General features: G+C 71.4%; 17 protein-coding genes and 1 other RNA gene. 6 read left to right on the forward strand and 12 right to left on the reverse strand.

All coding sequences use genetic code 11. The features are described from left to right. Positions 1 to 3 precede the first annotated feature (3 nt). Entirely contained in the window at positions 4 to 1,248 is a 1,245-nt protein-coding gene (locus ABZV77_RS38865; RefSeq protein WP_356267449.1) for an MFS transporter, read from the forward strand. Here the strand turns inward: ABZV77_RS38865 and dacB are convergent. From dacB to ftsE, 8 genes are all read right to left on the reverse strand, one after another. After that, entirely contained in the window at positions 1,169 to 2,764 is a 1,596-nt protein-coding gene (gene dacB, locus ABZV77_RS38870; RefSeq protein ID WP_356267451.1) for a D-alanyl-D-alanine carboxypeptidase/D-alanyl-D-alanine-endopeptidase, read from the reverse strand. The two genes, ABZV77_RS38865 and dacB, sit on opposite strands and share 80 nt — an antisense overlap. 126 nt (positions 2,765 to 2,890) lie before the next feature. Further along, on the reverse strand, positions 2,891 to 3,697 hold the full coding sequence (locus tag ABZV77_RS38875) for a collagen-like protein (protein WP_356267453.1): 807 nt from the start codon (positions 3,695 to 3,697) through the stop codon (positions 2,891 to 2,893). Further along, positions 3,694 to 3,966 carry a hypothetical protein gene (locus tag ABZV77_RS38880; RefSeq protein WP_356267455.1) on the reverse strand — a complete coding sequence of 91 codons (273 nt, stop codon included), beginning with the start codon at positions 3,964 to 3,966 and terminating at the stop codon, positions 3,694 to 3,696. Before ABZV77_RS38880 ends, ABZV77_RS38875 begins: the two co-directional genes overlap by 4 nt. A gap of 229 nt (positions 3,967 to 4,195) precedes the next feature. Further along, positions 4,196 to 4,584, reverse strand: a transfer-messenger RNA (tmRNA) gene (gene ssrA / locus ABZV77_RS38885). Positions 4,585 to 4,721: 137 nt separating this feature from the next. After that, positions 4,722 to 5,243 (reverse strand): SsrA-binding protein SmpB, encoded by a 522-nt coding sequence (gene smpB / locus ABZV77_RS38890; RefSeq protein WP_356267457.1) that lies wholly within the window; start codon positions 5,241 to 5,243, stop codon positions 4,722 to 4,724. Positions 5,244 to 5,261: 18 nt separating this feature from the next. Next, the gene (locus ABZV77_RS38895; RefSeq protein WP_356267458.1) at positions 5,262 to 6,479 is read right to left on the reverse strand and encodes a S41 family peptidase; all 1,218 of its coding nucleotides are present in this window, start codon (positions 6,477 to 6,479) and stop codon (positions 5,262 to 5,264) included. A gap of 78 nt (positions 6,480 to 6,557) precedes the next feature. Continuing rightward, positions 6,558 to 7,475, reverse strand: coding sequence for a permease-like cell division protein FtsX (gene ftsX, locus ABZV77_RS38900; protein ID WP_356267460.1), 918 nt, complete (start codon positions 7,473 to 7,475; stop codon positions 6,558 to 6,560). Positions 7,476 to 7,527: 52 nt separating this feature from the next. Next, on the reverse strand, positions 7,528 to 8,217 hold the full coding sequence (gene ftsE / locus ABZV77_RS38905; RefSeq protein ID WP_055569411.1) for a cell division ATP-binding protein FtsE: 690 nt from the start codon (positions 8,215 to 8,217) through the stop codon (positions 7,528 to 7,530). Positions 8,218 to 8,491: 274 nt separating this feature from the next. Here ftsE and ABZV77_RS38910 point away from each other — a divergent pair, with 274 nt between their 5' ends. Further along, positions 8,492 to 8,683 (forward strand): hypothetical protein, encoded by a 192-nt coding sequence (locus tag ABZV77_RS38910; protein ID WP_150168511.1) that lies wholly within the window; start codon positions 8,492 to 8,494, stop codon positions 8,681 to 8,683. Between the two features lie 111 nt (positions 8,684 to 8,794). On the opposite strand, the gene ABZV77_RS38915 is transcribed toward ABZV77_RS38910, so the two are convergent. From ABZV77_RS38915 to ABZV77_RS38930, 4 genes are all read right to left on the reverse strand, one after another. Then, on the reverse strand, positions 8,795 to 9,469 hold the full coding sequence (locus tag ABZV77_RS38915) for a hypothetical protein (RefSeq protein WP_356267462.1): 675 nt from the start codon (positions 9,467 to 9,469) through the stop codon (positions 8,795 to 8,797). A gap of 283 nt (positions 9,470 to 9,752) precedes the next feature. After that, positions 9,753 to 10,859 carry a peptide chain release factor 2 gene (gene prfB / locus ABZV77_RS38920; RefSeq protein WP_356267464.1) on the reverse strand — a complete coding sequence of 369 codons (1,107 nt, stop codon included), beginning with the start codon at positions 10,857 to 10,859 and terminating at the stop codon, positions 9,753 to 9,755. A 750-nt stretch (positions 10,860 to 11,609) separates the two neighbouring features. Next, the gene (locus ABZV77_RS38925; protein WP_356267466.1) at positions 11,610 to 12,851 is read right to left on the reverse strand and encodes a serine/threonine-protein kinase; all 1,242 of its coding nucleotides are present in this window, start codon (positions 12,849 to 12,851) and stop codon (positions 11,610 to 11,612) included. A gap of 130 nt (positions 12,852 to 12,981) precedes the next feature. Beyond that, the gene (locus ABZV77_RS38930; RefSeq protein WP_356267468.1) at positions 12,982 to 14,649 is read right to left on the reverse strand and encodes a serine/threonine-protein kinase; all 1,668 of its coding nucleotides are present in this window, start codon (positions 14,647 to 14,649) and stop codon (positions 12,982 to 12,984) included. A gap of 437 nt (positions 14,650 to 15,086) precedes the next feature. On the opposite strand from ABZV77_RS38930, the gene ABZV77_RS38935 reads away from it, so the two are divergent. From ABZV77_RS38935 to ABZV77_RS38950, 4 genes are all read left to right on the forward strand, one after another. Next, on the forward strand, positions 15,087 to 18,545 hold the full coding sequence (locus ABZV77_RS38935; RefSeq protein ID WP_356267470.1) for an FHA domain-containing protein: 3,459 nt from the start codon (positions 15,087 to 15,089) through the stop codon (positions 18,543 to 18,545). 214 nt (positions 18,546 to 18,759) lie between these two features. Beyond that, on the forward strand, positions 18,760 to 20,151 hold the full coding sequence (locus ABZV77_RS38940; RefSeq protein WP_356267472.1) for an extracellular solute-binding protein: 1,392 nt from the start codon (positions 18,760 to 18,762) through the stop codon (positions 20,149 to 20,151). A gap of 73 nt (positions 20,152 to 20,224) precedes the next feature. After that, a complete protein-coding gene (locus ABZV77_RS38945; RefSeq protein WP_356267574.1) occupies positions 20,225 to 21,505 on the forward strand; it encodes a sugar ABC transporter permease in 1,281 nt (426 codons plus the stop codon). Then, positions 21,502 to 22,383, forward strand: a complete 882-nt coding sequence (locus ABZV77_RS38950; RefSeq protein WP_356267474.1) for a carbohydrate ABC transporter permease — start codon at positions 21,502 to 21,504, stop codon at positions 22,381 to 22,383. Before ABZV77_RS38945 ends, ABZV77_RS38950 begins: the two co-directional genes overlap by 4 nt. The last annotated feature ends 64 nt before the right edge of the window (positions 22,384 to 22,447 follow it).

The raw sequence follows: 22,447 nt of genomic DNA on the forward strand, positions 1-22,447 counted from the left end.
CGCATGCCCCACAACCCGTACGCCCGTCTCTTCGCGATACCCGGCGCCACCGCCTTCACCCTCGGCAACCTCGTCGCCCGGCTCCCCATGGGCATGTTCAGCGTGAGCGCCGTCATCATGATCTCCGGAGCCCGCGGTTCGTACGCGCTGGCAGGCGCCGTCACCGCGACCGGCCTCGCGGCGACCGCAGTCGTGGCGCCCTGGACGGCGCGGCTCGTCGACCGCCACGGCCAGGCCCTCGTCGCCGTCCCCGCCACCGTGATCGCCGCGCTCGGCTCGCTCTCCCTGCTGCTGTGTGTGCGCTACGGAGCGCCCGACTGGACGCTGTTCATGTCGTACGCGGCCACCGCCACGACACCCAACACCGGCGGCATGTCCCGGGCCCGCTGGGCCCACCTCCTCAAGGGAGACGCGCAGGCCGTGCACACCGCGAACTCCTTCGAACAGGCCGCGGACGAGCTCTGCTTCATGCTCGGGCCCGTCCTCGCCGCGCTCCTGTGCGGCACGCTCTTCCCCGAGGCGGGCACCCTGATCGGCGTGATCCTGCTGCTGACCGGCGTGCTCGTCTTCGCCGCCCAGCGGGCGACTGAGCCTCCGCCGCAGGACCGCACGGACCCGTCGGCCGGGACGAAATCACTGCTCCGCGCGCGCGGGATCCCCGCTCTGCTGATCGGTTTCCTCGCCACCGGTGCCGTCTTCGGCTCCCTCGAAGTCGTCACGATCGCCTTCGCTGACGAACGAGGGCACAAGGCGGCCGCGGGCGTCGTCCTCGCCCTCCAGGCCGCGGGTTCCTGCGCGGCGGGGCTCGTCTACGGAGCGGCGCGGCCGCGCGGGCCGCTGGGCCGCCGCCACCTGCTGTGCGCCGCGGCGATGGCGGCGGCGATGACGCTGCCCCTGCTCGCGGTGGTGACCACCGGCTCGCTGATCGTCCTCTCCGGAGCGCTGCTTCTCGCGGGGATGGCGACCGCGCCCACGATGGTCACCGCGATGACGCTCGTCCAGCGCCGCACCCCCGAGGGACGGTTGAACGAGGGCATGACCCTCGCCGTGACCGGCCTCCTCGGGGGCATCGCCTGCGGCGCGGCGGGCGGCGGCTGGGCGGTGGAGCACCTGGGCACCGCCGCGGGCTACGGGGTGCCGGTCGCCGCCGCCTGCTGCGCCCTGCTGCTCAGCAGCGCACGGGCTTGCGCCACGAGCACTCCAGCTCGCCGCCGTCCCGCTCCGCCGCACGTGTCGAAAGCGGCTTGACCAGGACCGCCTTGTCCTCCGTCGAGGAGGCGAGGGTCACCACGATGGCGTCCTCCAGGGCCTTCACCGAGGAGGGCAGGTAGTTGTTCAGGATGATGCTGAAGACCAGCTCCCGCCCGTTCTTGTCCTTGACGTAGCCGGACAGCGCGGACGCGCCCGTCAACGTCCCGGTCTTCGCGTGGACGTTGAGGGCGGCGGGGGTCCCGCACATCCGCGTGCGCAGCGTGCCGCCGACGAACTTGTCCGGGGCGCAGGCCACCGGCAGGGCCGTGTACCAGTCGGCGAACCACGGCTCGCCCTTCGCCGAACGCAGCAGCTTGATGTACTGCTCGGCCGCGACGTTGTCCTTGCGCGAGAGCCCGGAGCCGTCGACCTGGCGGATCTTGCCGGGGTCCACGCCCGCGGTCTTCAGATAGCCGCCGATGGCCGCGATGCCGTCGTCCCAACTCCCGGCGCGTCCTGTCGCCTTGTGGCCCATGGCCTTGGTGAGGCTCTCCGCGTGCATGTTGTTGGACAGCTTCATGAAGGGGATCAGTAGGTCCTTCAGCGGCATGGAGTCGTTCGTGGCGAGCTCCCGGGCCTTCTTCGGCGTGGCGAGTCCGGCCCTGGTCGGCCCGCTCACCTTCACGCCGTGTGCGGCCAGGGCGTCCCTGAAGACGGCGGCCGCGTACCCGGTGGGCTCCCAGACGGTGGCCCACTCCTTGGTGGTGTCCCCGCCGACGGGGACGGTGCCGCTGACGGTGATGACGTTCTTGCCGTGCTGACGTTCCACGGCGATGGTGTCGCTGCCGCCCGCCGCGACGGTGGTCGCGCGCAGATCGATGTCTACGTAGTCGGTCTTCGGCGTCACGGTCACCCTCGGCTTGGCCCCGGCCCGCGCCCCCGGCTCGACCTCGACGATGACTGTCCCGGTGTCGTAGTCCGTGTCGGGCGCGACGCTCAGCGCGCTGATCTGCGCCGCGTAGTACGCGGACTCGTCATCGCCGCCCCACGTGTCGCCGATGCGCTTGCTGTCGAAGCGGGTGTCGTCGGCGACGAGCCGCCCCGAGACCCGCTCGATCCCCGAGTCGGCGATCTTCGCGGCGAGTTGGTCGTAGTCCTTGGCGAGCGTGGTCGGGTCGCCGGTGCCCCGCAGGTACAGGTCGCCCCGGAGCACGGAGCCGTGCCGCTGGGCGGTGGTGCGGACGTCCGTGGTGAACCGGTGGTCGGGGCCGAGGAGTTCCATGGCCGCGGCCGAGGTGAGCAGCTTGGTGTTGGAGGCGGGCATCAGGCGCCCGCTGGGAAGGTGCTGGTACAGGACGTCACCGGACGCGGAGTCGGCGACCACGACACTGGCCGCGCCGCCCTCCATGCGCGGGTCGCCCAGAATGGCGTCGATGGCTTCGGGAAGCCCCGACCGGTCGGAGTCCGCCCCGGCCGGAGACCCGGCGGAGAGCCCGGCCGCCGCGACGGCGAGCACGGCGGGCCAGATCCAGTGGCGCATGCGGGTGTTGACGCGTCTCACAGGTCTACTCATGACCCTGGAGCATCCCGGACTCGGCCGCCCCGCGACAGACCCCACTCCGAGCCATGCGAGACGGGGCCCGGGACGGCCGGACAGACCCCAATTCCGGAACGTACGACACCGCACCCGCGTCGCCCCTCAGTGCTCCTGCCCCTGCAGACGGCGACGTTGCGGCGGAAGGGCCGCCAGCAAGGTCAGGGCCGGGCCCGGAGCCGTCGGGCCGCCGCCCGTTCGGCGGCAGATCAGGGCGTCGGGGTCGCCGGACGGCTCCTGGAGGCTGTAGCCGTCCGGGCAGGCGGAACCCGGGGCGCCCTTCTCGCCGCGCTCCCCCTTCTCGCCTCTGGGGCCCTGCTCGCCGCGGGAGCCACCGGTCCCGGGGGCGCCGTCCGTACCAGGAGGGCCGGTCGGGCCCGCCGGTCCCTCCGGGCCCGTCTGCCCCTGCTCGCCGCTGCGGCCGTCCTGGCCCGCCGCCCCCGGCTCACCGGGTTTTCCCGGCTCTCCGGAGGCACCCGCCGCGCCCGGCTCCCCCTGGGCGCCCCGGTCGCCCCGCTCCCCGGACTCGCCCTGCGCTCCCCGCGTGCCCTGCCTCCCGCCGGTGCCCTGCGCCCCCTGCTGACCGGGCTTCCCGTCCTCGCCGGGTGTTCCGGGGGCGCCTGTGGGGACCCGTACCCGGGCCAGCAGGTCGTCGATGGCCTCGGAGGGGTCCGGTGCGGCGGGGGTGTCGCCGTGCGCGCGGACCTGGGCGCGCAGGGTGCGCACGTCGCGGGCGAGGGTGGACACGGCCGCACCGCGCCGGTCCGCCTCCGTCGCAAACCGGTCGGCGCGGCGGTCCCCGGCGTCGATCCGGGCCCAGAGGATCACCGCGACGCCGGAGAGCGCGAGCAGCACACAGACCAGGAAAACCGTGCGCCAGCGGTGGGCCAGGAGTCGCTCGAGCTGAATCACGGCGTGCCTCCGAGCCGTTCGTTGTCCATGAGCAGCCGGGCGATCTCACTCTGATCGTGCGCGTGCAGGGCATTCAACTCGGCCAGCTTCGCGTCCCGCTCGGCGACCTGGCGTTCCAGCCTGTCCCGCTCGATCTGGAGTTTCTCCGTCAGACTGGAGAAACCCATGAGCGCGTTCTCACCACGCTTGCCGAGATACGCCACCACAGCCGCACCCAGGACCCCCAGGGTGGCGAGCACGGAGCCGAAGAGAGTGACGGTGGCATCCAAGCGACTGCCTCCTGCTCCTGCCTACTCGGCCCGGGCGCTGTACCGCACGGCCGCTGCGAACCTGCACTCGTTGCCCTAACGAGTCACATGACCGGAGGATGTGCCCTTTTCGCCGATCGCCGGTCCAACAGCCTTTCGATATAGGGGAGTTGACGCGCACCGGGCCGCCGTCCGGGCATGGAAAAAGCCCCCTGGCCTGGGGCCAGAGGGCTTTCGCCGCACATGGGAATTGTGGAGATGGCGGGAATCGAACCCGCGTCCAACGGTGCAAAAGGAGGGCTTCTCCGAGCGCAGTTCGCTTCGATTTTCTCGGCCCCGGTGATCTCGCGAACAAGTCTCCGACGGGCCCAGTCACTGTTTGATTTCCCATCGAACCCCGTGACCGGGCTCGATGGTTTAGTCCCCTAGATTATGCCAGGATCCGGGTCGGGAACACTCCCGGGCTGACACCCATTAAGGGTCCTTCAGTCACTGCTTATTAGGCAGCGAGGGCGAAGGACTGGGAATCGCGCTTAGAATTGGCGATTATTGGTTGCGACATATGGTTTACGAGATCATTGCCGCTTCCTCGGCTCGCTTCCCCTGCTTCGACATCCGCTGTCGAAACCGATCATCCCCATGTTGACCGCTATTGAATTAGATACTGCTCAAAGCACGCACCTGCTGTGAGGTGCAGTACCCATCGTACGTGACCAACGCACGACGGTGCCAGCCAATTCCCGCGCGGCCCGCCGGGGACCCACGGGGCCCGCGGGCTAGGCGCCGCGCTGACGGCGCTTGGCCGTCTCGATCGCGCGGTTCGTCTCGCGCAGGTCCTGCTTCTCCTTGAGCGCCTGCCGCTTGTCGTACTCCTTCTTGCCCTTGGCCAGCGCGATCTCGACCTTGACCCGGCTGTCCTTGAAGTACAGGGCCAGGGGCACGATCGTGTGACCCGTCTCCTGGGACTTCGACTCCAGCTTGTCGATCTCCGCGCGGTGCAGCAGGAGCTTGCGCTTCCGCGTGGCGGAGTGGTTGGTCCAGGTGCCCTGCACGTACTCCGGGACGTGGATGTTGTGCAGCCACGCCTCGCCGCGGTCGATGTGCACGAACCCGTCCACCAGGGAGGCACGGCCCAGCCGCAGCGACTTGACCTCGGTGCCCATCAGGACGAGGCCGCACTCGTACGTATCGATGATGTGATAGTCGTGCCGCGCCTTCTTGTTCTGCGCGACCATCTTCCGGGCGGGTGCCTTCTCAGCGGCCTTCGCGGCCTTGCGCTTTACCTTTTCCTTCGCCATAGTGCGGCCATTTTCGCACTACGAGGGGGGTCCGAGGCCAGTCAATACTGTCTCGGCCCGCTTCTCGGCCCCGTCCTCGGCCTCCAGGTCGGGGGTGATGCCCTGTCCGTCGACGGCACGCCCCGAAGGAGTGCGGTAGTGGCCGACGGTCAGCTCGGCCACGGAGCCGTCGGGCAGACGGCTCGGCATCTGGACCGAGCCCTTGCCGAAGGTCCTGGAGCCCACCACGACGGCGCGGCCGCGGTCCTGGAGGGCGCCGGTGAGCAGCTCGGCCGCGCTCATCGTGCCGCCGTCGACGAGGGCGACCACGGGTCTGTCCGTGTCGCCGCCGCGCTCGGCGTGGAGCGCCTTCTGCTCGCCCCGCACGTCGTACGTCGCGATGAGGCCGCCGTCGACCAGGGCGGAGGTGGCGGTGACCGCCTCCGACACCAGGCCTCCGGAGTTCCCGCGCAGATCGAGCAGGATCCCGGCACCCTGGGGAGCCTCGCGCACCGCGGCCCGCACGGCCTCCCCCGAGCCCTTCGTGAACGCGTCGACCTTGATCAGGACGGCACCGCCCGGCACCTCGGTGACGGTCACAGAGTCCGTGGAGAGCCTGGCCCGGTGCAGTTTCGCGCGCCACGCGCGCGTGCCGCGCTCCATGCCGAGGACCACCGGGGTGCCCTCGCGCGCACCGCGCGTGCCCTCGCGCTCGCCGCGCAGCAGGGAGAGGACCTCGGTCACGGGGCGGCCCGTGACGCGCTTGCCGTCGACGGAGCGCAGCCGGTCGCCCTCGCGGATCCCGGCCCGGCCCGCGGGCCCGTCCTCCTGGACCCGGGAGACCTCGATGTGTCCGTCGGCCGCGCGCCGGGCCCACAGGCCGACGCCCGTGTAGGCGCCGCCGAGGGCCTTCTCGAATTCCTGGAACTCCCCCGGCGAGTACACCGACCCCCAGCGGTCCCCGCTGCGGCTGACGGCCTCCTCGGCGGCCTTCTTGCCCGACTTGCCGTCGGCCATCGCCTCCGCGGCGGCGTCGGCGGCCTCGTCGGCGGTGCCGGGGTCGCCCTCCGGCGGCGCGAAGGCGTCGGAACGCACCGAAGGAGGGGGCTCATTCCGGCCGTCGTCCGCCGCGTCGCTCCAGGAGCCGGTGGCCGCGCCGGTGACGAGGACGCTCGCGAAGACCAATGTCAGGGTCGCCCCGCGGCGGATGCGGCGGGGCCCGGGGAACCTCTCGGCGAATCGGTCGAGGCCTGACATGACGGTGAGTCTAGGACAACGAAGGGCGCCGTACGGTGGGTTGAACCGCACGACGCCCTGACACGCTGGGGGCTCTTGTCACACCTTCAGGTACTTGCGCAACGCGAAGAATGCGGCAAGCGCGGGCATGAGCAGACCGATGGCGAGGACCAGCGGCAGCTTGGCGAGGACCGCGTCCCAGCCGATGAAGTTGATCAGGTTGATCTTCTCGGAGAGCTCGAGACCGTGGTCGATCATGAAGTACCGGCCGATCAGCAGCATTCCGCAGGCGAGGCCTCCGCCGATGAGACCGGCGACCGCGGCCTCCATGATGAACGGCATCTGGATGTAGAAGCTCGACGCGCCGACGAGCCGCATGATGCCGGTCTCGCGTCTGCGGCTGAACGCCGAGACGCGCACGGTGTTGACGATCAGCATCAGCGCGACGACGAGCATCAGCGCCATCACCGCCACGGCCGCCCAGTTCATGCCGTTCAGGAGCCCGAAGAGGTTGTCCAGATAGCCCTTCTGGTCCTGCACGGCCTGCACGCCGTCACGCCCGGAGAAGGCGGTCGCGACCACCTGGTACTTCTCCGGGTCCTTCAGCTTGATGCGGAACGACTCCTGCATCTGGTCCGGCGTCAGCGAGCTGGACAGCGGGGAGTCGCCGAACTGCTCCTTGTAGTGCTTGTAGGCCTCGTCGGCCGACTCGTGGGCGACCTTGTCCACGACGGGCATCTTCTTCAGATCGCCGAGGATCTGGTCCTTCTGCTCGTTCGTGACGGCGCCCTTGGCGCACTTGGGGTCCTGCTCGGCGTCGGCCTTGTTGCACAGGAAGATCGAGACGTTGACCTTGTCGTACCAGTAGCCCTTCATCGTGCTCACCTGGTCACGCATGAGCAGCGAACCGCCGAACAGGGCGAGCGAAAGCGCTACGGAGACGATGACCGCGAAGGTCATCGTGAGATTTCGGCGGAGACCGACGCCGATCTCCGACAGGACGAACTGGGCGCGCATGGCGGCCTTTCAGTGGATCAGGTGGATCAGACGGTACGGGCGAGCTGGGCCGTCAGTGCTGGTAGCCGTACACGCCGCGCGACTGGTCGCGGACGAGACGGCCCTTCTCCAGCTCGATGACCCGCTTGCGCATCTGGTCCACGATCTGCTGGTCGTGGGTGGCCATCACGACGGTGGTGCCGGTCCGGTTGATCCGGTCGAGCAGCTTCATGATGCCGACGGACGTCTGCGGGTCGAGGTTGCCGGTCGGCTCGTCGGCGATGAGGAGCTTCGGGCGGTTGACGAACGCGCGCGCGATCGCGACACGTTGCTGCTCACCGCCGGAGAGCTCGCCGGGCATCCGGTCCTCCTTGCCGCCGAGTCCCACGAGATCGAGGACCTGGGGCACGGACTTGCGGATCTCGCCGCGGGACTTGCCGATGACCTCCTGCGCGAAGGCGACGTTCTCGCCGACCGTCTTGTTGGGCAGGAGACGGAAGTCCTGGAAAACGGTGCCCAGCTGGCGGCGCATGTGCGGCACCTTCCAGTTGGACAGGCGCGCGAGGTCCTTGCCGAGGACGTGCACCTGGCCGTGGCTGGTGCGCTCCTCACGCAGGACGAGCCGCAGGAAAGTGGACTTTCCGGAGCCCGAGGAGCCCACCAGGAAGACGAACTCGCCCTTCTCGATCTCTAGGGAGACGTCCCTGAGCGCTGGGCGGGTCTGCTTCGGGTAGGCCTTGGAGACGTTGTCGAATCGGATCACGGATGCACCACGGGTTGCCGGGGGTAGGTGAGCGTGACCATACGCGAAGGCGGTACGCGAGCGCAGTCGGCGTCCTGAGTTGCGCGAATTGTCACGGAAGCACCGGGGCACGAAACGGACGGTGAGGCTCCCCCGATGCGCACGGAGCGCCGTCGGGAAGCCGCGGAAAGCGGCGGGCCGCGCCGAAATCCGCGGAAGCTGGCACAGTGGTAGGGGGAACGATTGGGTTCCCTCTAGCGTTGGGCAGGCTGAGACTGTGCGGGAGGAGAAGCGCATGACCCTGGATCGGTTGGTATGCGCGAACTGCGCAGCGCCCGTGAGTGAAGGCCGCTGCCCCGTGTGCCGGGCCAACCGCGAGCGCATGCAGCAGGAGGGCCCCTTCGCGGGGCTCAATCCCGCGGCATTGATAGCGCTGCTCGTGGTGCTGATCGCGGCGGTCGCGCTGCTGGCACACCAGTCCGCGTAGACGGCACACAGAGAGTCACGGCGCCGACACCGGCGTCACACGGAAGGGCCCGGAGCTTCGTGAAGCTCCGGGCCCTTCTTCATGCGTACGTGGCGTACGGCACCGCCTGGATCAGGCAGCGGCGCCGCGGTTGCCGACGAGACGCGGCAGGATGCGGAAGCCGATGCCACCGGCGATCATCGTCGCGGCACCGATCAGCAGGAACGTGGTCTCGGTGGCGCCGGTCTCGGCCAGCTCACCGTTGTCGGCCTTGTCGGCGTTGCTGCCGCCCTGCTCGACCGGCTTGGAGCCGGTGTCGCTCAGGCTGTCCTTGCCCTTGCCCTGCTCGACGGGGTTGGAGCCGCCGGCGGGGTCGTTGTCGTTGCCGCCGTTGCCGCCGCCGTTGCCGTTGTCGTTACCCGGGTCGGTCGGGTCCGAGGTGGGCGGGTCGGTGGGGTCGGTCGGGTCCGTCGGGTCCTCGGTGGGCTCCGTCGGGTCCGTCGGGTCCTCGGTGGGCTCCGTGGGCTCCTCGGTGGGCTCGGTGGGCTCCTCGGTGGGCGGGTCCGTCGGGTCCTCGGGGCCGGGGATCGTCGGGTCGTCGCCCGGAGGGGTCTCGTCGCCCGCGCCCGGAACGTCCACGTCCACACCGACACCGCTCTCGTCGGCGTGAGCACCCGCGCTCACACCACCGAGGTCGACGCCGACGTCGAGGGCCGAGGCGGCACCCGCGGCGGTCAGCGAGGCACCGGCGGCGATCACCGCACCGGCGGCTATGCGCGCGACACGGATCCGCGTCTTCTTGGTCATCTGGCTGCTACCCCCAGTAGCTGAATCGTCAGTGAGGCAGCGTCCGGGGCTGCGCTCACCGCCGGAGGCATTCGATCGGCCCCCACAGATCCCACGCGCCCCAGAAATACGCATGCCGCGCGCTAGCCTTTCCACTTTTCACAGCAGCGTCAAGGTCGTTGCGGGCGCGATGTCCGAAATTAGGGGAGTTGACCGGCGTACGGAGATCTGACTGTGACGAAAAAGGTAACTGTGGCCTCTGAGGCCACAGTTACCTTGTCGATAAAGCCGTTCTCGGCGGCTTTTACTTCTCCTGCTGCTTGCGCCAGCGAATTCCGGCTTCCAGGAAGCCGTCGATCTCGCCGTTGAAGACGGACTCGGGATTGCCGACCTCGAACTCCGTACGCAGGTCCTTCACCATCTGGTAGGGGTGCAGGACGTACGAACGCATCTGGTTGCCCCAGGAGTTGCCGCCGTCACCCTTGAGGGCGTTCATCTTCGCCTGCTCCTCCTGGCGGCGACGCTCGAGGAGCTTCGCCTGGAGGACGTTCATCGCGGTCGCCTTGTTCTGGATCTGCGAGCGCTCGTTCTGACAGGAGACGACGATGCCGGTCGGCAGGTGGGTCAGCCGGACCGCGGAGTCCGTCGTGTTGACGCCCTGGCCGCCGGGGCCCGAGGAGCGGTACACGTCGATGCGCAGCTCGCTCTCGTCGATCTCGATGTGGTCGGTCGTCTCCACCACGGGGAGGATCTCGACACCGGCGAAGGAGGTCTGGCGGCGGCCCTGGTTGTCGAAGGGCGAGATGCGGACGAGGCGGTGGGTGCCCTGCTCGACGGAGAGCGTGCCGTACGCGTACGGCACGTTGACGGCGAAGGTGGTCGACTTGATGCCGGCCTCTTCCGCGTACGACGTCTCGTAGAGCTCCGTCTTGTAGCCGTGGCGTTCCGCCCAGCGCAGGTACATGCGCTGCAGCTTCTCGGCGAAGTCTGAGGCGTCGACGCCGCCGGCCTCCGCGCGGACGGTGACGACGGCCTCGCGGGAGTCGTACTCCCCGGAGAGGAGGGTCCTGACCTCCATCTCGTCCAGCGCCTTCTTGACGGCCGTGAGCTCGGACTCGGCCTCGGCGCGGGTGTCCGGGTCGTCCTCCTCCTCGGCCATCTCGAACAGCACGCCGAGGTCGTCGATGCGCCCACGGAGCGCCTCGGCCTTCCTGACCTCCGCCTGGAGGTGGCTCAGCTTGCTGGTGATCTTCTGCGCCGCATCCGGGTCATCCCAGAGGGACGGTGCGGCCGCCTGCTCCTCGAGCACGGCGATATCGGCCCTCATCTTGTCGAGGTCCAGGACGGCCTCGATCGACTCCATGGTCGAGGAGAGGGACTTGAGCTCTTCGGATACATCGACGACTGCCACGACTCCAGCGTAACGGCTTCGGCAAGCGGGGCTGGCCGGGTGGGTTCTCCCCCGGGGTCCCTTGGGCCCGCTGCGGGCCAGGGCGGCGCACTTTCCCTGCGGCTCGGGGGTGGCATCCCTGTCCCGCCGCTGCGCGGCGGATGCCTCCCACCCACCCACCCGTTCACCCGGCACCGCACGGGTCTGTAGGAGCAGCACGACGACTGGGCGCGGCCCGGCTGCGGAGGGGCTGGGCCGGTGGGTGGGTGGGAGGGAGGGAGGTGAAGGAGCCGCCAACCCGCGCGGGCTACCCGCGCCGTCCGGTGCCGGGCGAACGGCCGGGCGGCAAGCGTCTGCCGCGGGGCGACGGGACGGGACACCCCCACCCCCAGCGGTCAGGCGAACAAACACACCAGCCAGGGCGGGCTACGCGCACCCTTCGGCGCGGGGCAAACGGGCGGGTGGGTGGGAAGCATCCGCCGCGCAGCGGCGGCACAGAACACCCACCAGCGGCCGGAGAAACACAGCAACCGCCACGGGCTACCCGCACCCTCCGGTGCCAGGTGCACAGGCGGATGCCACCCACCGGCGGACGGCGTGGAGAAGCACGGAAAGTGGCACGGGCTACCCGCACCCTTCGGCGCCGGGTAAACGGGCGGGTGGGTGGGAAGCATCCGCCGCGCAGCGGCGGGACAGAACAGCCCCACCGGCGGACGGCACAGAGAAGCACAGCAACCGGCACGGGGTGTCCGCGGCGTTCGGTGTGGGGCGCTACGGGGCCGGGGGAGCCGAGTTGTGGGTGTCGGAGGGGGACGCGTCCGAGTCGTCGCCGCTCGTGGCGGCCCACGTGCCGACCCCCGCCGCGGCGACGATCACCACCCCCGCCACCCCCAGCGTGATCCGCCGCCGCCGCGCCGAGGAGCGGTGCTTGGCGGAGCCGGGCCGGGCCGCACCGGCGGTGCGGGGTGCGCGGGCCGTGCCGCGGGCGCCGCCGGACAGCTCGTCGGGGCCGGGGACGCGCATCGACGTGTGGGTGTCGCGGTTGGAGTCGGCGGAGGCCGAGCCGGGGACGAGGGGGACCGCGCCCCGCCGGGGAGCGGCCTCCCGGGGCTCGGGGTCGGCGTCCTCGTACGCCTCCTCGGCCGGCGAAGGCTCCGTGTCCGGCTCGTCGACGTCCAGCGGCGGCATCCCCGCGACCAGCGGCAGCAGCTCCCGCAGCCGCGCGGCCAGCTCAGAGGCGCGCAGCCGGGACGCGGGCGCCTTGGCCAGGCACTGGACGAGGAGCTGCCAGAGCTCCTCGGGGATGCCGGGGAGCGGGACAACCGTTTCGGTGACGTGGCGGCGCAGGACCGCGCCGGGGTGCCCGCCGCCGAAGGGGGTGAAGCCCGCGAGCAGCTCGTACAGGACCGTGGCGAGCGCGTAGATGTCGACGGCCGCGCGCGGCGGCAGGCCCTCGATGATCTCGGGCGCGAGGTAGTCCGGGGTCCCGATGATCTTCGTCGCGCGGGTGCGGCGCGGCGAGTCGATCAGCTTGGCGACGCCGAAGTCGGTGAGGAGGGCGGGGTGGGAGCCGCCGGGGCCGAGGGGACCCTGCATGTCCAGGAGGACGTTCTCGGGCTTGACGTCACGGTGCACGATGCCCGCGGCGTGCGCGGCGGCGAGGCCGTCGGCGACGTCCGCGACGATGGCGACCGCGGCCTCGGGGGCCATGCGCCGCTCGCGGTCGAGGCGGGTGCGCAGGTCCGTGCCGCGGACGAGGTCCATGACCAGAGCCAGGTCGTTGCCGTCCACCACCAGGTCGTGGACGCCCACCACGCGCGCGTGGTCGAGGCTGAGCAGAGCCGTGCGCTCCTGGACGAAGCGGCCGACGAGTTCCTGGTCGGAGGCCAGGTCCTCGCGCAGCAGCTTGATGGCGACGGGGCCTTCGGGCCCCTCGCCGAGCCACACCGTGCCGGCACTGCCACGGCCCAGGATCTGGTGGGCGGTGTACCGGCTGCCGATCTTGCGCGTCAAGACTGCTCCTACGGATGCGTGTTGGCGACAAAACTACGCGGCCTTGCCGCCAACCTTCACTCCGGGAGCAGAAATCACTCTGCAGATGTCGACAAATCCCCAAGGTCGTAGAGGGGTTGCGGCACTTCGGCTAGTTGCCGTTGAGCTTGCCGAGCCACTCGCTGACCTTGTCGTACCCGTCCGAGAGCTGGCCCCAGAAACTCTTCGTCGTGCCGATCCAGTCCTGCAGCGGGCTGAACTCCCAGACCAGCCAGCTCGCCACGAAGAGGATGACGACGGTGAACAGACAGCCCTTGAGGCAGCCGAGGCCCGGGATCTTCATCGGGTTGGCGCTGCGCTGCCGGGGCTGACGCGGCTCGCGCGCGGGGCGCGGGGCGGGCTGCTGGGGCGGCGCCGCCTGCGGGGGCGCGGCGTACTGCTGCGGCTGGTGCTGGGGCTGGTGCTGCTGGGGCGCGTACTGCTGCTGGGGACGCTGCCCGCGCGGCTGCTGCGGCGCGTACTGCTGCGGGCGCTGCTGCTGCGGCGGCTGCTGGGGCCTGGCCACCTGGCGCTGGGGGCGGCGGCGCAGCGGGTCGTCGTTCGGGTCCAGGTGCGCCTGGTACTGCGTCTGTTCGTTGCGGTCGCGGGCCGCGGCCATCTGGCTCTGCCAGGGGTGCGGGTCGTTCGGGTCCGCCCCGGGGCCGTTCGGCGGGACCGGCGGCATGACCGCGGTCGGGTCGGCGTTGCCGCCGCGGTTGTTCGGCAGTACGGACGTCGGGTCCGCGTCGCCGTGGCCGCCGGTGCTCTGCATGACGCTGGTCGCGGCGTTCGGGTCGTACGAGCCCGCGTTGTTCGGCAGCACCTGCGTGGGGTCGGCCGCGCCCGGGGTCTCCGGGACGTGGGCCGGGGCCGGGTCCGGCATGAGGAGCGCGCCCACGCCCTCCGCGGCGGCGATCTGCGCCGGGGTGGAGTGCACGCCGACGCCCTCGGCGACGGCGCGCAGGCCGCGGGCGAGGTTCTCGGCGCTGGGGCGGCGGTCCGGGTTCTTGTCGAGGCAGCGCTCGATGACCGTCCACAGCGGGTCGGGGACGGTCGAGGGGCGGCGCGGCTCGGCACTGAGGTGCTGGTGGAGGACTTCGAGGGCGGAGCCGCCGGAGAACGGCGGACGCCCGGTGACCAGCTCGTACAGCAGGATGCCCGCGCCGTAGATGTCGACGGCGCTGGTCTGGGGGCGGCCTTCGGCGGACTCCGGCGCGACGTACGCGGGCGTGCCGACGAATTCGTGGGTGCGGGTCAGGCCCGGGGAGTCCGCGAGGCGCGCGATGCCGAAGTCGGTGAGCATCGGGTGCATGCCCTGGCCGTCCTGCTTGAGCAGGACGTTCGCGGGCTTCAGGTCGCGGTGCACGACGCCGTCGGCGTGGCTCGCGGCGAGCGCGTCGGCGATCTGGGCGGTCAGCAGGGCGGCCGCGACCGGCGTGAACGGACCGTTCTCGCGCAGGTAGCGGTGCAGGTCGGGGCCCTCGACGAGGTCCATGACCAGAGCGAGGAGGTCGCCCTCGACGACCAGGTCACGCGTCCGGACGATGTTGTCGTGGGTGAGCCTGAGCAGGACGGACCGCTCTCTGAGGAAGCGCATCACGACGTCCGCGTCGTTGGCGAGCTCTTCCTTGAGGACCTTGATCGCGACGGTCTCGCCGGGCTGGCCGGGAACGGCCGCCTCGGCACCCGCGGTCTCCCGCTGGCGGGCTCGCCAGACGGTGCCCGTGGCGCCGCGCCCGAGCGGCTCCTCGAGCAGGTACTTGCTGCCTACCGGCCGCACGTCATGCGCTCCCTGCTGGTCTGGCTGGTCCCATCCGGACGCTGGTCCTGTCCGGGGGTCTGTCCGATGGTGTTCCGACCCACTGTAATGCCGTCGAACACGGCACCGGCCGGTCGGATTCCGCCCGGCCTTTTGTTTCCGGGGCGTTCCGGATCGTTGTTCGGTGGAAAGACGCTCGCCCGTGGCCATTGGTTGCCGAGTGGTCCCGAATTGACCTTTGCTCGAGAACGCCCGGAGATATCCGCAACGGTCCAAGCAGGCACTTTTCCGAGCAGAGCCGACCAATCAAGATCACTTACAGTTGGCCGCCGGGCGTGTTGTCAGTGGCAGGTGACAGGATGCCTCCAGTACTGGCCGACGTGCCCGTGTGCGGTGGGGGGAATCACAGCGCGTGCCCCCGTGCCGGGCGCCCAGCGCAGAAGGGACCGCTGACGGCGATGCAGATCCGGCTGACCGTCCTCGGGCCGCGCAGCGGCCAGACCGAGCAGCAAGACCGCCCCACGGCGGCGACCGGGGCCCACGGCGTCTGTGACGTCCTGGTCACCGCCCCCGCGGGGACCGCGCTCGCCGCGGTGGCGTCCGGCCTCGCCACGACCGTGGCGGGCAGCGACGCCCCCCTCGTGCTGTACGCGGGCCCGGAGCGCCTCGACGCCCAGCGCTGCACGCTCGGCGAGCCCCCCTTGATCGACGGAGCGGTGCTCTCGCTGGGCGCCCCCGCCGAGCCCGGTCCCGAACTGGCCGGGGCGGCCGCCCAGTTGCACGTGGTGGCGGGTCCGGACGCGGGCGGTGTCCATCTGCTGCACGGCGGCCGGATCCAGGTCGGCCGCTCCGCCGACGCGGACGTCCCGCTGGACGACCCGGACGTCTCCCGCATGCACTGCTCCGTCACGCTCACCGCGGACGGCCGGGTCACGGTCACGGACCTGGGCTCGACGAACGGCACGGCGGTGGACGGCAAGGAGATCACCGACCGCCCGGTGCGGCTCTCCCCCGGTTCCCTGCTGCGCATCGGCGAATCCGCGCTCCGCCTGACGGACGGCGGTGGCGGCCCCACGTCAGGACCGGGCACGCCGCTCGCGACGGCGCCGGACGGCGAGGGCCACGTACGCGTGCGCACCACGGGTTCGGCGCCGCCCACCCTCGTGGAGGCGGCACCGGCAGGCCCCGCGGCCCACCATGCGTACGGCTCGGGCGGCTGGGGCGCCGCCACCGGCACGAGCGGCGAGGGGGCGTACGGCTCGAAGGATGCACACGCCCCGCAGGGGGCGTCCGAGAACCGCCCCGCGCCGGTCGAGCACGACGCGCACGGGGCGTACCGGCCACGGGGCACGCACGGCGGCCCCACCGGCGCCGAGACCCCCGTGGTGCCGCACCAGGGCAGCGCCCCCGACGCCGAGCGGACCCGCACCGGGACACCCGCGCGCGGCACGACCGTGCCCCGCGGCCTGCGCAAGCGCGGCGGGCTCTCGGCCTGGGCCCGGCGGCTCACCGGCGGCAAGGACGGCGGCCAGGCCCACGATCCGTACGACGGCCCGGACGGTCCCGACACCTTCGACGAGTACGACGGTTACGAGGGGCAGGAGGGGTACGGAGAACACGAGGGCTCAGCAGACGGCGCAGCAGGCGCGGACGGCGCCCCCGCAGGTGCCCCCGGGCGCGGACCGTCGGCCCTCTCCCCGGAGGACCTCGCCATAACCGCTGCCGCCCGCACGCCCGAGGCGTGGCCGGATCCCGCCGCCCTGCTGCTCACCGCGCTCGGCCCCGGCCCCCGCCTCTGGGAGCGCGGGCCCGGCCACCCCGAGGCGCTCGCGGTGCGGCTCGGCACGGTCGACCGCGCCCTGCCCGCCGCCGACGGACGGGAGGGGCTGCTGCCCGCCGTCCCCGTCACGGTCGGGCTGCGCGAGGCCGGTTCGCTGGGCCTCGCCGGGCCACGGGACCGGCTCACCGGACTGGCCAGGGCGGTCGTCGCCCAGCTCGCCGCGCTGCACTCCCCCGACTCCCTGGAGATCGTGCTGATCAGCACGGACCGGGCGCGCCCGGTGGCCGAGCGCACCGCCGAGTGGGCCTGGCTCGGCTGGCTCCCCCATCTGCGGCCCACCCACGGCCAGGACTGCCGCCTCCTCCTCGCCTACGACCGCGACCAGGCGGCGGCGCGCACGGACGAGCTGATCCGGCGCCTCGACGACCACATCGCCGACGGCGGCGCGGAGGCCACGGGCACCGCCGCGACCGGCGCCCGCACGGTCGTCGTCGTCGACGGCGACCCCGGGTCCGCCGGGCTGCGCGAGTCCGCCGTCCGGCTCGCCGGTGAGGGCGCGCGGGCCGGGATCCACGTCGTGTGCCTCGCCGAGACGGCCGCCGCCTCACCCGCCTCCCCGGTCCTCGATACGTACGAGGCGGCCTGCTCGGTGTCACCGGCCTTCCGCGCGTGCGGTGCGGCCGCGCTGCTCAGCGGCGACGTGGCGACCGCGCTGCGGCTGCTGCGGACGGCGGGCGGACGGCCCGCTGGCCACGGCACCGTCGCCGCCGTGGACGCCGTGTCGGCGGCCTGGGCCGAGCGGTTCGCGCGGGCCCTCGCGCCGCTGCGGACGGACGGCACCTCCGGCGAGGGACACACCCGTGTCTCCGCGCCGCTGCCCCAGTCGGCCCGGCTCCTCGACGAGCTGGGGCTCGCCAGGGCCACGCCCGCCTCGCTGATGGCGCGGTGGGCGGCGGCGGCCGACGACCCCGAGGCCCTCGGCGGGCGCGCCACGGCCGTGCTCGGCGCGGGACCGCGCGGTCCTGTCGTCGCCGACCTCGGCGCCGACGGGCCGCATCTGCTCGCCGAAGGCCCCGCGGGCAGCGGCCGTACGGAACTGCTGCGCTCCGTTGCCGCCTCCCTCGCCGCCGCCGAGCGCCCCGACCGGCTCGGCATCGTGCTGGTCGACGGGCGGGACGGGGTCGGCGCGGGCGGCGCCGCGGCCGCCGGGCGGCAGGGGACAGGGCTCGGGGTCTGTACGGACCTGCCGCACGTCACCACGCACCTCGTGGTCAACGACCCGGTGCGGATGCGGGAGTTCGCGCAGTCCCTGGCCGCGGAGCTGAAGCGGCGGGCCGAGCTGCTCGGCAGGCTCGGGTTCGCCGAGTGGCACACGCAGCGGGCGGTGTCGGGGCGACTGGTGGCGCAGCGGTCGCAGTCGTCCGCGCCCTCCGCGGCCTCGGCATCCTCGACGACGTCCGCAACTGCCGGGACCTCTGGGGCCTCTGGGGCGTCGGCCCTCTCCGACACACCTCCCTCCGCCCCCGTGACCGCGCAGGGGCTCGACGGCGACCTCGATCCGCCGCCCAGCGCCACGATGCGGCTGCGGCCCGCCGCGGCGCGGCAGCGGGTGGAGCCCGGGCCGCCGCTGCCCCGCCTCGTCGTCCTCGTCGACGACTTCGACGCGCTGCTCTCGCCCGCGCTCGGGTCCCCCGGGCGGCCCGCGGCCGGTTCCGTCGTCCGCGCGCTGGAGGCGGTCGCACGGGACGGGGAGCGGCTCGGCGTGCATCTCGTGGCGGCCACGGGGCGCAGCGAGCGGGTCCTTGAGACCGAGCTGGGCCAGCGGGCTTCGCTCCGTGTGGTGCTTGACGCGGTGGCCTCCGGACCCGAGGAGCCCGCGCCCGGGCGGGGCGAGCTCCGCTCCCCCGACGGGCGGGCCACGGCGTTCCAGGCGGGCCGGGTCACGGGCCGGATTCCGCGTACGGCGACGCTGCGGCCCACGGTGGTCCCCCTGGAGTGGGAGCGGATGGGTGACCCTCCGGCCCGGCGCCCGGTGCGCGAGCTCGGCAACGGACCGACGGACCTGGCCCTGCTGGCCAGCGCGCTGGAGCGGGCGGCCCGCTCCGTCTCCGCGGACCAGGTGCCGTCCCTGCTCTGACCGCATGCCCCCATGCCGCCGTGCCCCTATGACCGTGCGCCCCGCTAACAGCCCACTTGCGCACAGTCCGTGCAGCTCACCCCAAACCCCATGACGCCACGTCACAACGCCATCACGATCAGCGAGTTGACAGCGCAGGCGCTCTTGCCGCCCCTCCCCGCGCGGGCGTAGACCAGACCGCACGGGACTCGCCAGGGAAGAGAACGGGGCAGTGATGCGCAGCACTCTTCGTACACGCAGGGCACCGCTACATCGGCGTACCACCGCCAAGATCGCCTCAGCCGTCGTCGCGGGCGCGCTCGCGTTCACCGTCACCGCGTGCGGCGGCGACAACGACGACGGGGACAAGGGGAACAACGGCTCGGACAACGACACCGGGGCCGCGCTCCAACTGCCGAAGCTGGACGGGGAGAACGTGTCCGTGGCCGCCGTCTGGGGCGGCTCGGAGCGCAAGGTGTTCCTGAAGGTGCTGGACGAGTTCGAGAAGAGGACCGGCGCCCAGGTCTCCTTCGTACCCGCCCAGGACCCCATCATCAGCTTCCTGGAATCGAAGGTGGCGGGCGGCCAGCCGCCGGACGTCGCGATGCTGCCGCAGATCGGCGCGATCGATCAGGCCGTGGCGAACAAGTGGGCCAAGCCGGTCGGCGCCGAGGCGCAGAAGCAGCTCGACAAGAACTACGCCACGGGCTGGAAACGGCTCGGGGTCGTCGACGGCAAGCAGTACGGCGTGTACTTCAAGGCCGCCAACAAGTCGCTGGTCTGGTACAACACGAAGGTCTTCGAGAACGCGGGTGTCAAGGCGCCCAAGAGCTGGGCCGAGTTCATGAAGACCATGCAGACCGTCTACGACTCCGGCGTGCCGCCGATGTCCGTGGCGGGCGCCGACGCGTGGACCCTCACCGACTGGTTCGAGAACATCTACATCTCGCAGGCGGGCCCGGACAAGTACGACCAACTCGCCCAGCACAAGATCAAATGGACGGACCCGTCCGTCAAGAAGGCACTGACCACCCTCGGGCAGGTCTTCGGCACGAAGGGCTTCGTGGCGGGCGGCTCGAAGGGCGCGCTGCAGACCGAGTTCCCCGCCTCCGTGAAGCAGACCTTCACCGGCGGCGACCAGCCCAAGGCGGGCATGGTCTTCGAGGGCGACATGGTCTCGCTGGCCATCTCGGAGACCAAGGCCGTGGTGGGGGAGGACGCCAAGGTGTTCCCCTTCCCCGTGGTCGGCCAGACCTCCCCCGCCGTGGTCGGCGGTGACGCGGCCGTCGCGCTGAAGAACACCAAGGGCGCGCAGGCGCTGCTGACGTTCCTCGCCTCGCCGGAGTCCGCGAAGATCTGGGCGGAGGCGGGCGGTTTCATCTCGCCGAACAAGAACCTGCCCCTGTCCGTGTACCCGAACGACGTGCAGCGGGCGATCGCCAAGGCCATGCTCGCGGCCGGTGACGACGTCCGGTTCGACATGTCCGACCAGGCCCCGCAGTCCTTCGGCGGCACGCCGGGCAAGGGCGAGTGGAAGGCGCTGCAGGACTTCCTGTCGAACCCGAAGGACGTCGCGGGCACGCAGCAGGCGCTGGAGACCGCCGCGGCCAAGGCGTACAAGGACTGACGCGGTGGCGTCCGCGAACGCCGGGGGTGCGCCAGAGGTGGCGCCGCCCCCGGCTCCGACCCCGCGCAAGAGCGTGACCGGCACCCGCAGGACCATGGCGGTGCTCTTTCTGCTGCCCGCCCTGGTGCTGCTCGGCGCGCTCGTCCTGTACCCCATCGGGTACTCGTTCTTCCGCAGCTTCTTCGACGACTCGGGCGACTTCACCGCGTTCGGCAACTACAAGACGCTCTTCACGGACGACAGCATCCGGACCGCCATCAAGAACAACGCGATCTGGGTGGTCGTGGCGCCCACGGTCGCCACGATCCTCGGCCTGATCTTCGCCGTCCTCACCGAACGGGTGCGCTGGGGGACGGCGTTCAAGCTCATCATCTTCATGCCGATGGCGATCTCGATGCTGGCCGCGGGCATCATCTTCCGGCTCGTGTACGAGTCCGACCCCGACCGCGGTGTCGCCAACGCCGTCATGGTGAGCGTGCACGACACGTTCTCCGAGTCGTCGGCGTTCCCGCAGGCGCATCCGAGCACCGCGTCGCCGCTGAAGAACGCGGGCGGCGGCGCCTTCATCACCAAGGAGCCGGTGAAGGCGGGCACACCCGTGGTGCTCCCGCTGACGGGGGTACCGCCGGAGGACATGCCGGACGGCGCGAAGGCGGCACGGCCCGCGCAGGCCGACCCGGGGAAGGTCACCGGCACGGCCTGGCAGGACTTCACGCGCGGCAAGGGGCGCGGGAAGCCGAACGCCCCCGACAGCATGGAGTTCGGCTATCCCGGCATCAAGATCGAGGCGGTCAGGGGCGGCGAGGTGGTGGCGTCCACCGAGGCGGCGGCCGACGGCACCTTCGCGCTGCCGAAGGAGGCCGACGGGGCCCAACTGCGCTATCCGGCATCGAACTTCCGGGAGGCGTACAACGGCATCGACTGGCTGGGCCCCACCCTGATCACGCCCTCGATCATCGGTTCCTACCTGTGGATGTGGGCGGGCTTCGCGATGGTCCTGATCGCGGCGGGCCTCGCGAGCGTGCCGCGTGAGCTCCTGGAGGCGGCGCGGGTGGACGGCGCCAACGAGTGGCAGGTCTTCCGCCGGGTGACGGTGCCGCTGCTCGCGCCGATCCTCGCGGTGGTCCTGGTCACGCTCATGATCAACGTACTGAAGATCTTCGACCTGGTCTTCGTGATCCCGCCGGGCTCCTCGAAGGACGAGGCGAACGTGCTCGCGGTCCAGCTGTACAACTCGGCGTTCCTCGACAAGGACTCGGGAGTGGCCAGCGCCATCGCGATGCTGCTCTTCCTGCTCGTGATCCCCGTGATGCTGTTCAACATTCGGCGGATGAGGCGGGAGGCGCGACGGTGACCGCTCAGACCGAGGTCGTGAAGGCGAAGCAGTCGCTCGGGGGGCGCATCGCGGGCCTGCTCGGCAGCACCGCGCTGCGCGTGTTCCTCGTGCTGGTGGGCCTGTTCTGGCTGGTGCCGACGATCGGCCTGCTGATCGGCTCGTTCCGCACCCCGGCGGACATGAGCGAGAGCGGCTGGTGGAAGGCGTTCAGCGCGCCTTCGCAGCTGACCTTCGACAACTACACCACGCTCCTCAAGGACGAGACGATCACCGACTCGATCCTGTCGAGCATCATGATCACCGTCCCCGCGACGCTGCTCGTCGTGATCATCGGTTCGCTCGCCGGATACGCGTTCGCGTGGATGGAGTTCCCGGGCCGCGACTGGTGGTTCATCGGCGTGGTCGCACTGCTCGTCGTCCCGGTGCAGGTGGCGCTGGTGCCGATCGCCGATCTCTTCGGCAAGATCGGCATCTTCGAGACCACGATCGGCGTGATCACCTTCCACGTGGCCTTCGGCCTGCCGTTCGCGATCTTCCTGCTGCGGAACTTCTTCGCGGAGATCCCCCGCGAACTCCTGGAGGCGGCGCGGCTCGACGGCGCAGGCGAGCTGCGGCTCTTCCTGCGGGTCGTGATGCCGCTCGGGGCGCCCGCAATCGCCTCGCTCGGCATCTTCCAGTTCCTGTGGGTCTGGAACGACATGCTGATCGCACTGATCTTCGCCGACTCCAAGAACCCGCCGATCACCGTCGCGCTCCAGCAGCAGGTGCGGTTCTTCGGCGACAACGTGCAGATCCTGGCGCCCGGCGCGTTCATCTCGATGGTGATCCCGCTGGCCGTCTTCTTCGCGTTCCAGCGGCAGTTCGTGTCCGGTGTGATGGCGGGCGCGGTGAAGTAGCGGCGCGACACGCGCGATCGAAGGGGAGGCGGTCCGGGCGACTTCACCGGGCCGCCTCCTCCGG

Origin of the sequence: Streptomyces sp. NPDC004732 (assembly GCF_040609235.1) — a bacterium.
GTDB lineage: Bacteria > Actinomycetota > Actinomycetes > Streptomycetales > Streptomycetaceae > Streptomyces.

Coding starts and splice junctions, on each gene's coding strand:
- ABZV77_RS38865 (WP_356267449.1), top strand. CDS start 4: ATGCCCCACAACCCGTACGCCCGTCTCTTCGCGATACCCGGCGCCACC.
- dacB (WP_356267451.1), bottom strand. CDS start 2,764: ATGAGTAGACCTGTGAGACGCGTCAACACCCGCATGCGCCACTGGATC.
- smpB (WP_356267457.1), bottom strand. CDS start 5,243: ATGGCGAAGGAAAAGGTAAAGCGCAAGGCCGCGAAGGCCGCTGAGAAG.
- ABZV77_RS38895 (WP_356267458.1), bottom strand. CDS start 6,479: ATGTCAGGCCTCGACCGATTCGCCGAGAGGTTCCCCGGGCCCCGCCGC.
- ftsX (WP_356267460.1), bottom strand. CDS start 7,475: ATGCGCGCCCAGTTCGTCCTGTCGGAGATCGGCGTCGGTCTCCGCCGA.
- ABZV77_RS38910 (WP_150168511.1), top strand. CDS start 8,492: ATGACCCTGGATCGGTTGGTATGCGCGAACTGCGCAGCGCCCGTGAGT.
- ABZV77_RS38915 (WP_356267462.1), bottom strand. CDS start 9,469: ATGACCAAGAAGACGCGGATCCGTGTCGCGCGCATAGCCGCCGGTGCG.
- ABZV77_RS38935 (WP_356267470.1), top strand. CDS start 15,087: ATGCAGATCCGGCTGACCGTCCTCGGGCCGCGCAGCGGCCAGACCGAG.
- ABZV77_RS38940 (WP_356267472.1), top strand. CDS start 18,760: ATGCGCAGCACTCTTCGTACACGCAGGGCACCGCTACATCGGCGTACC.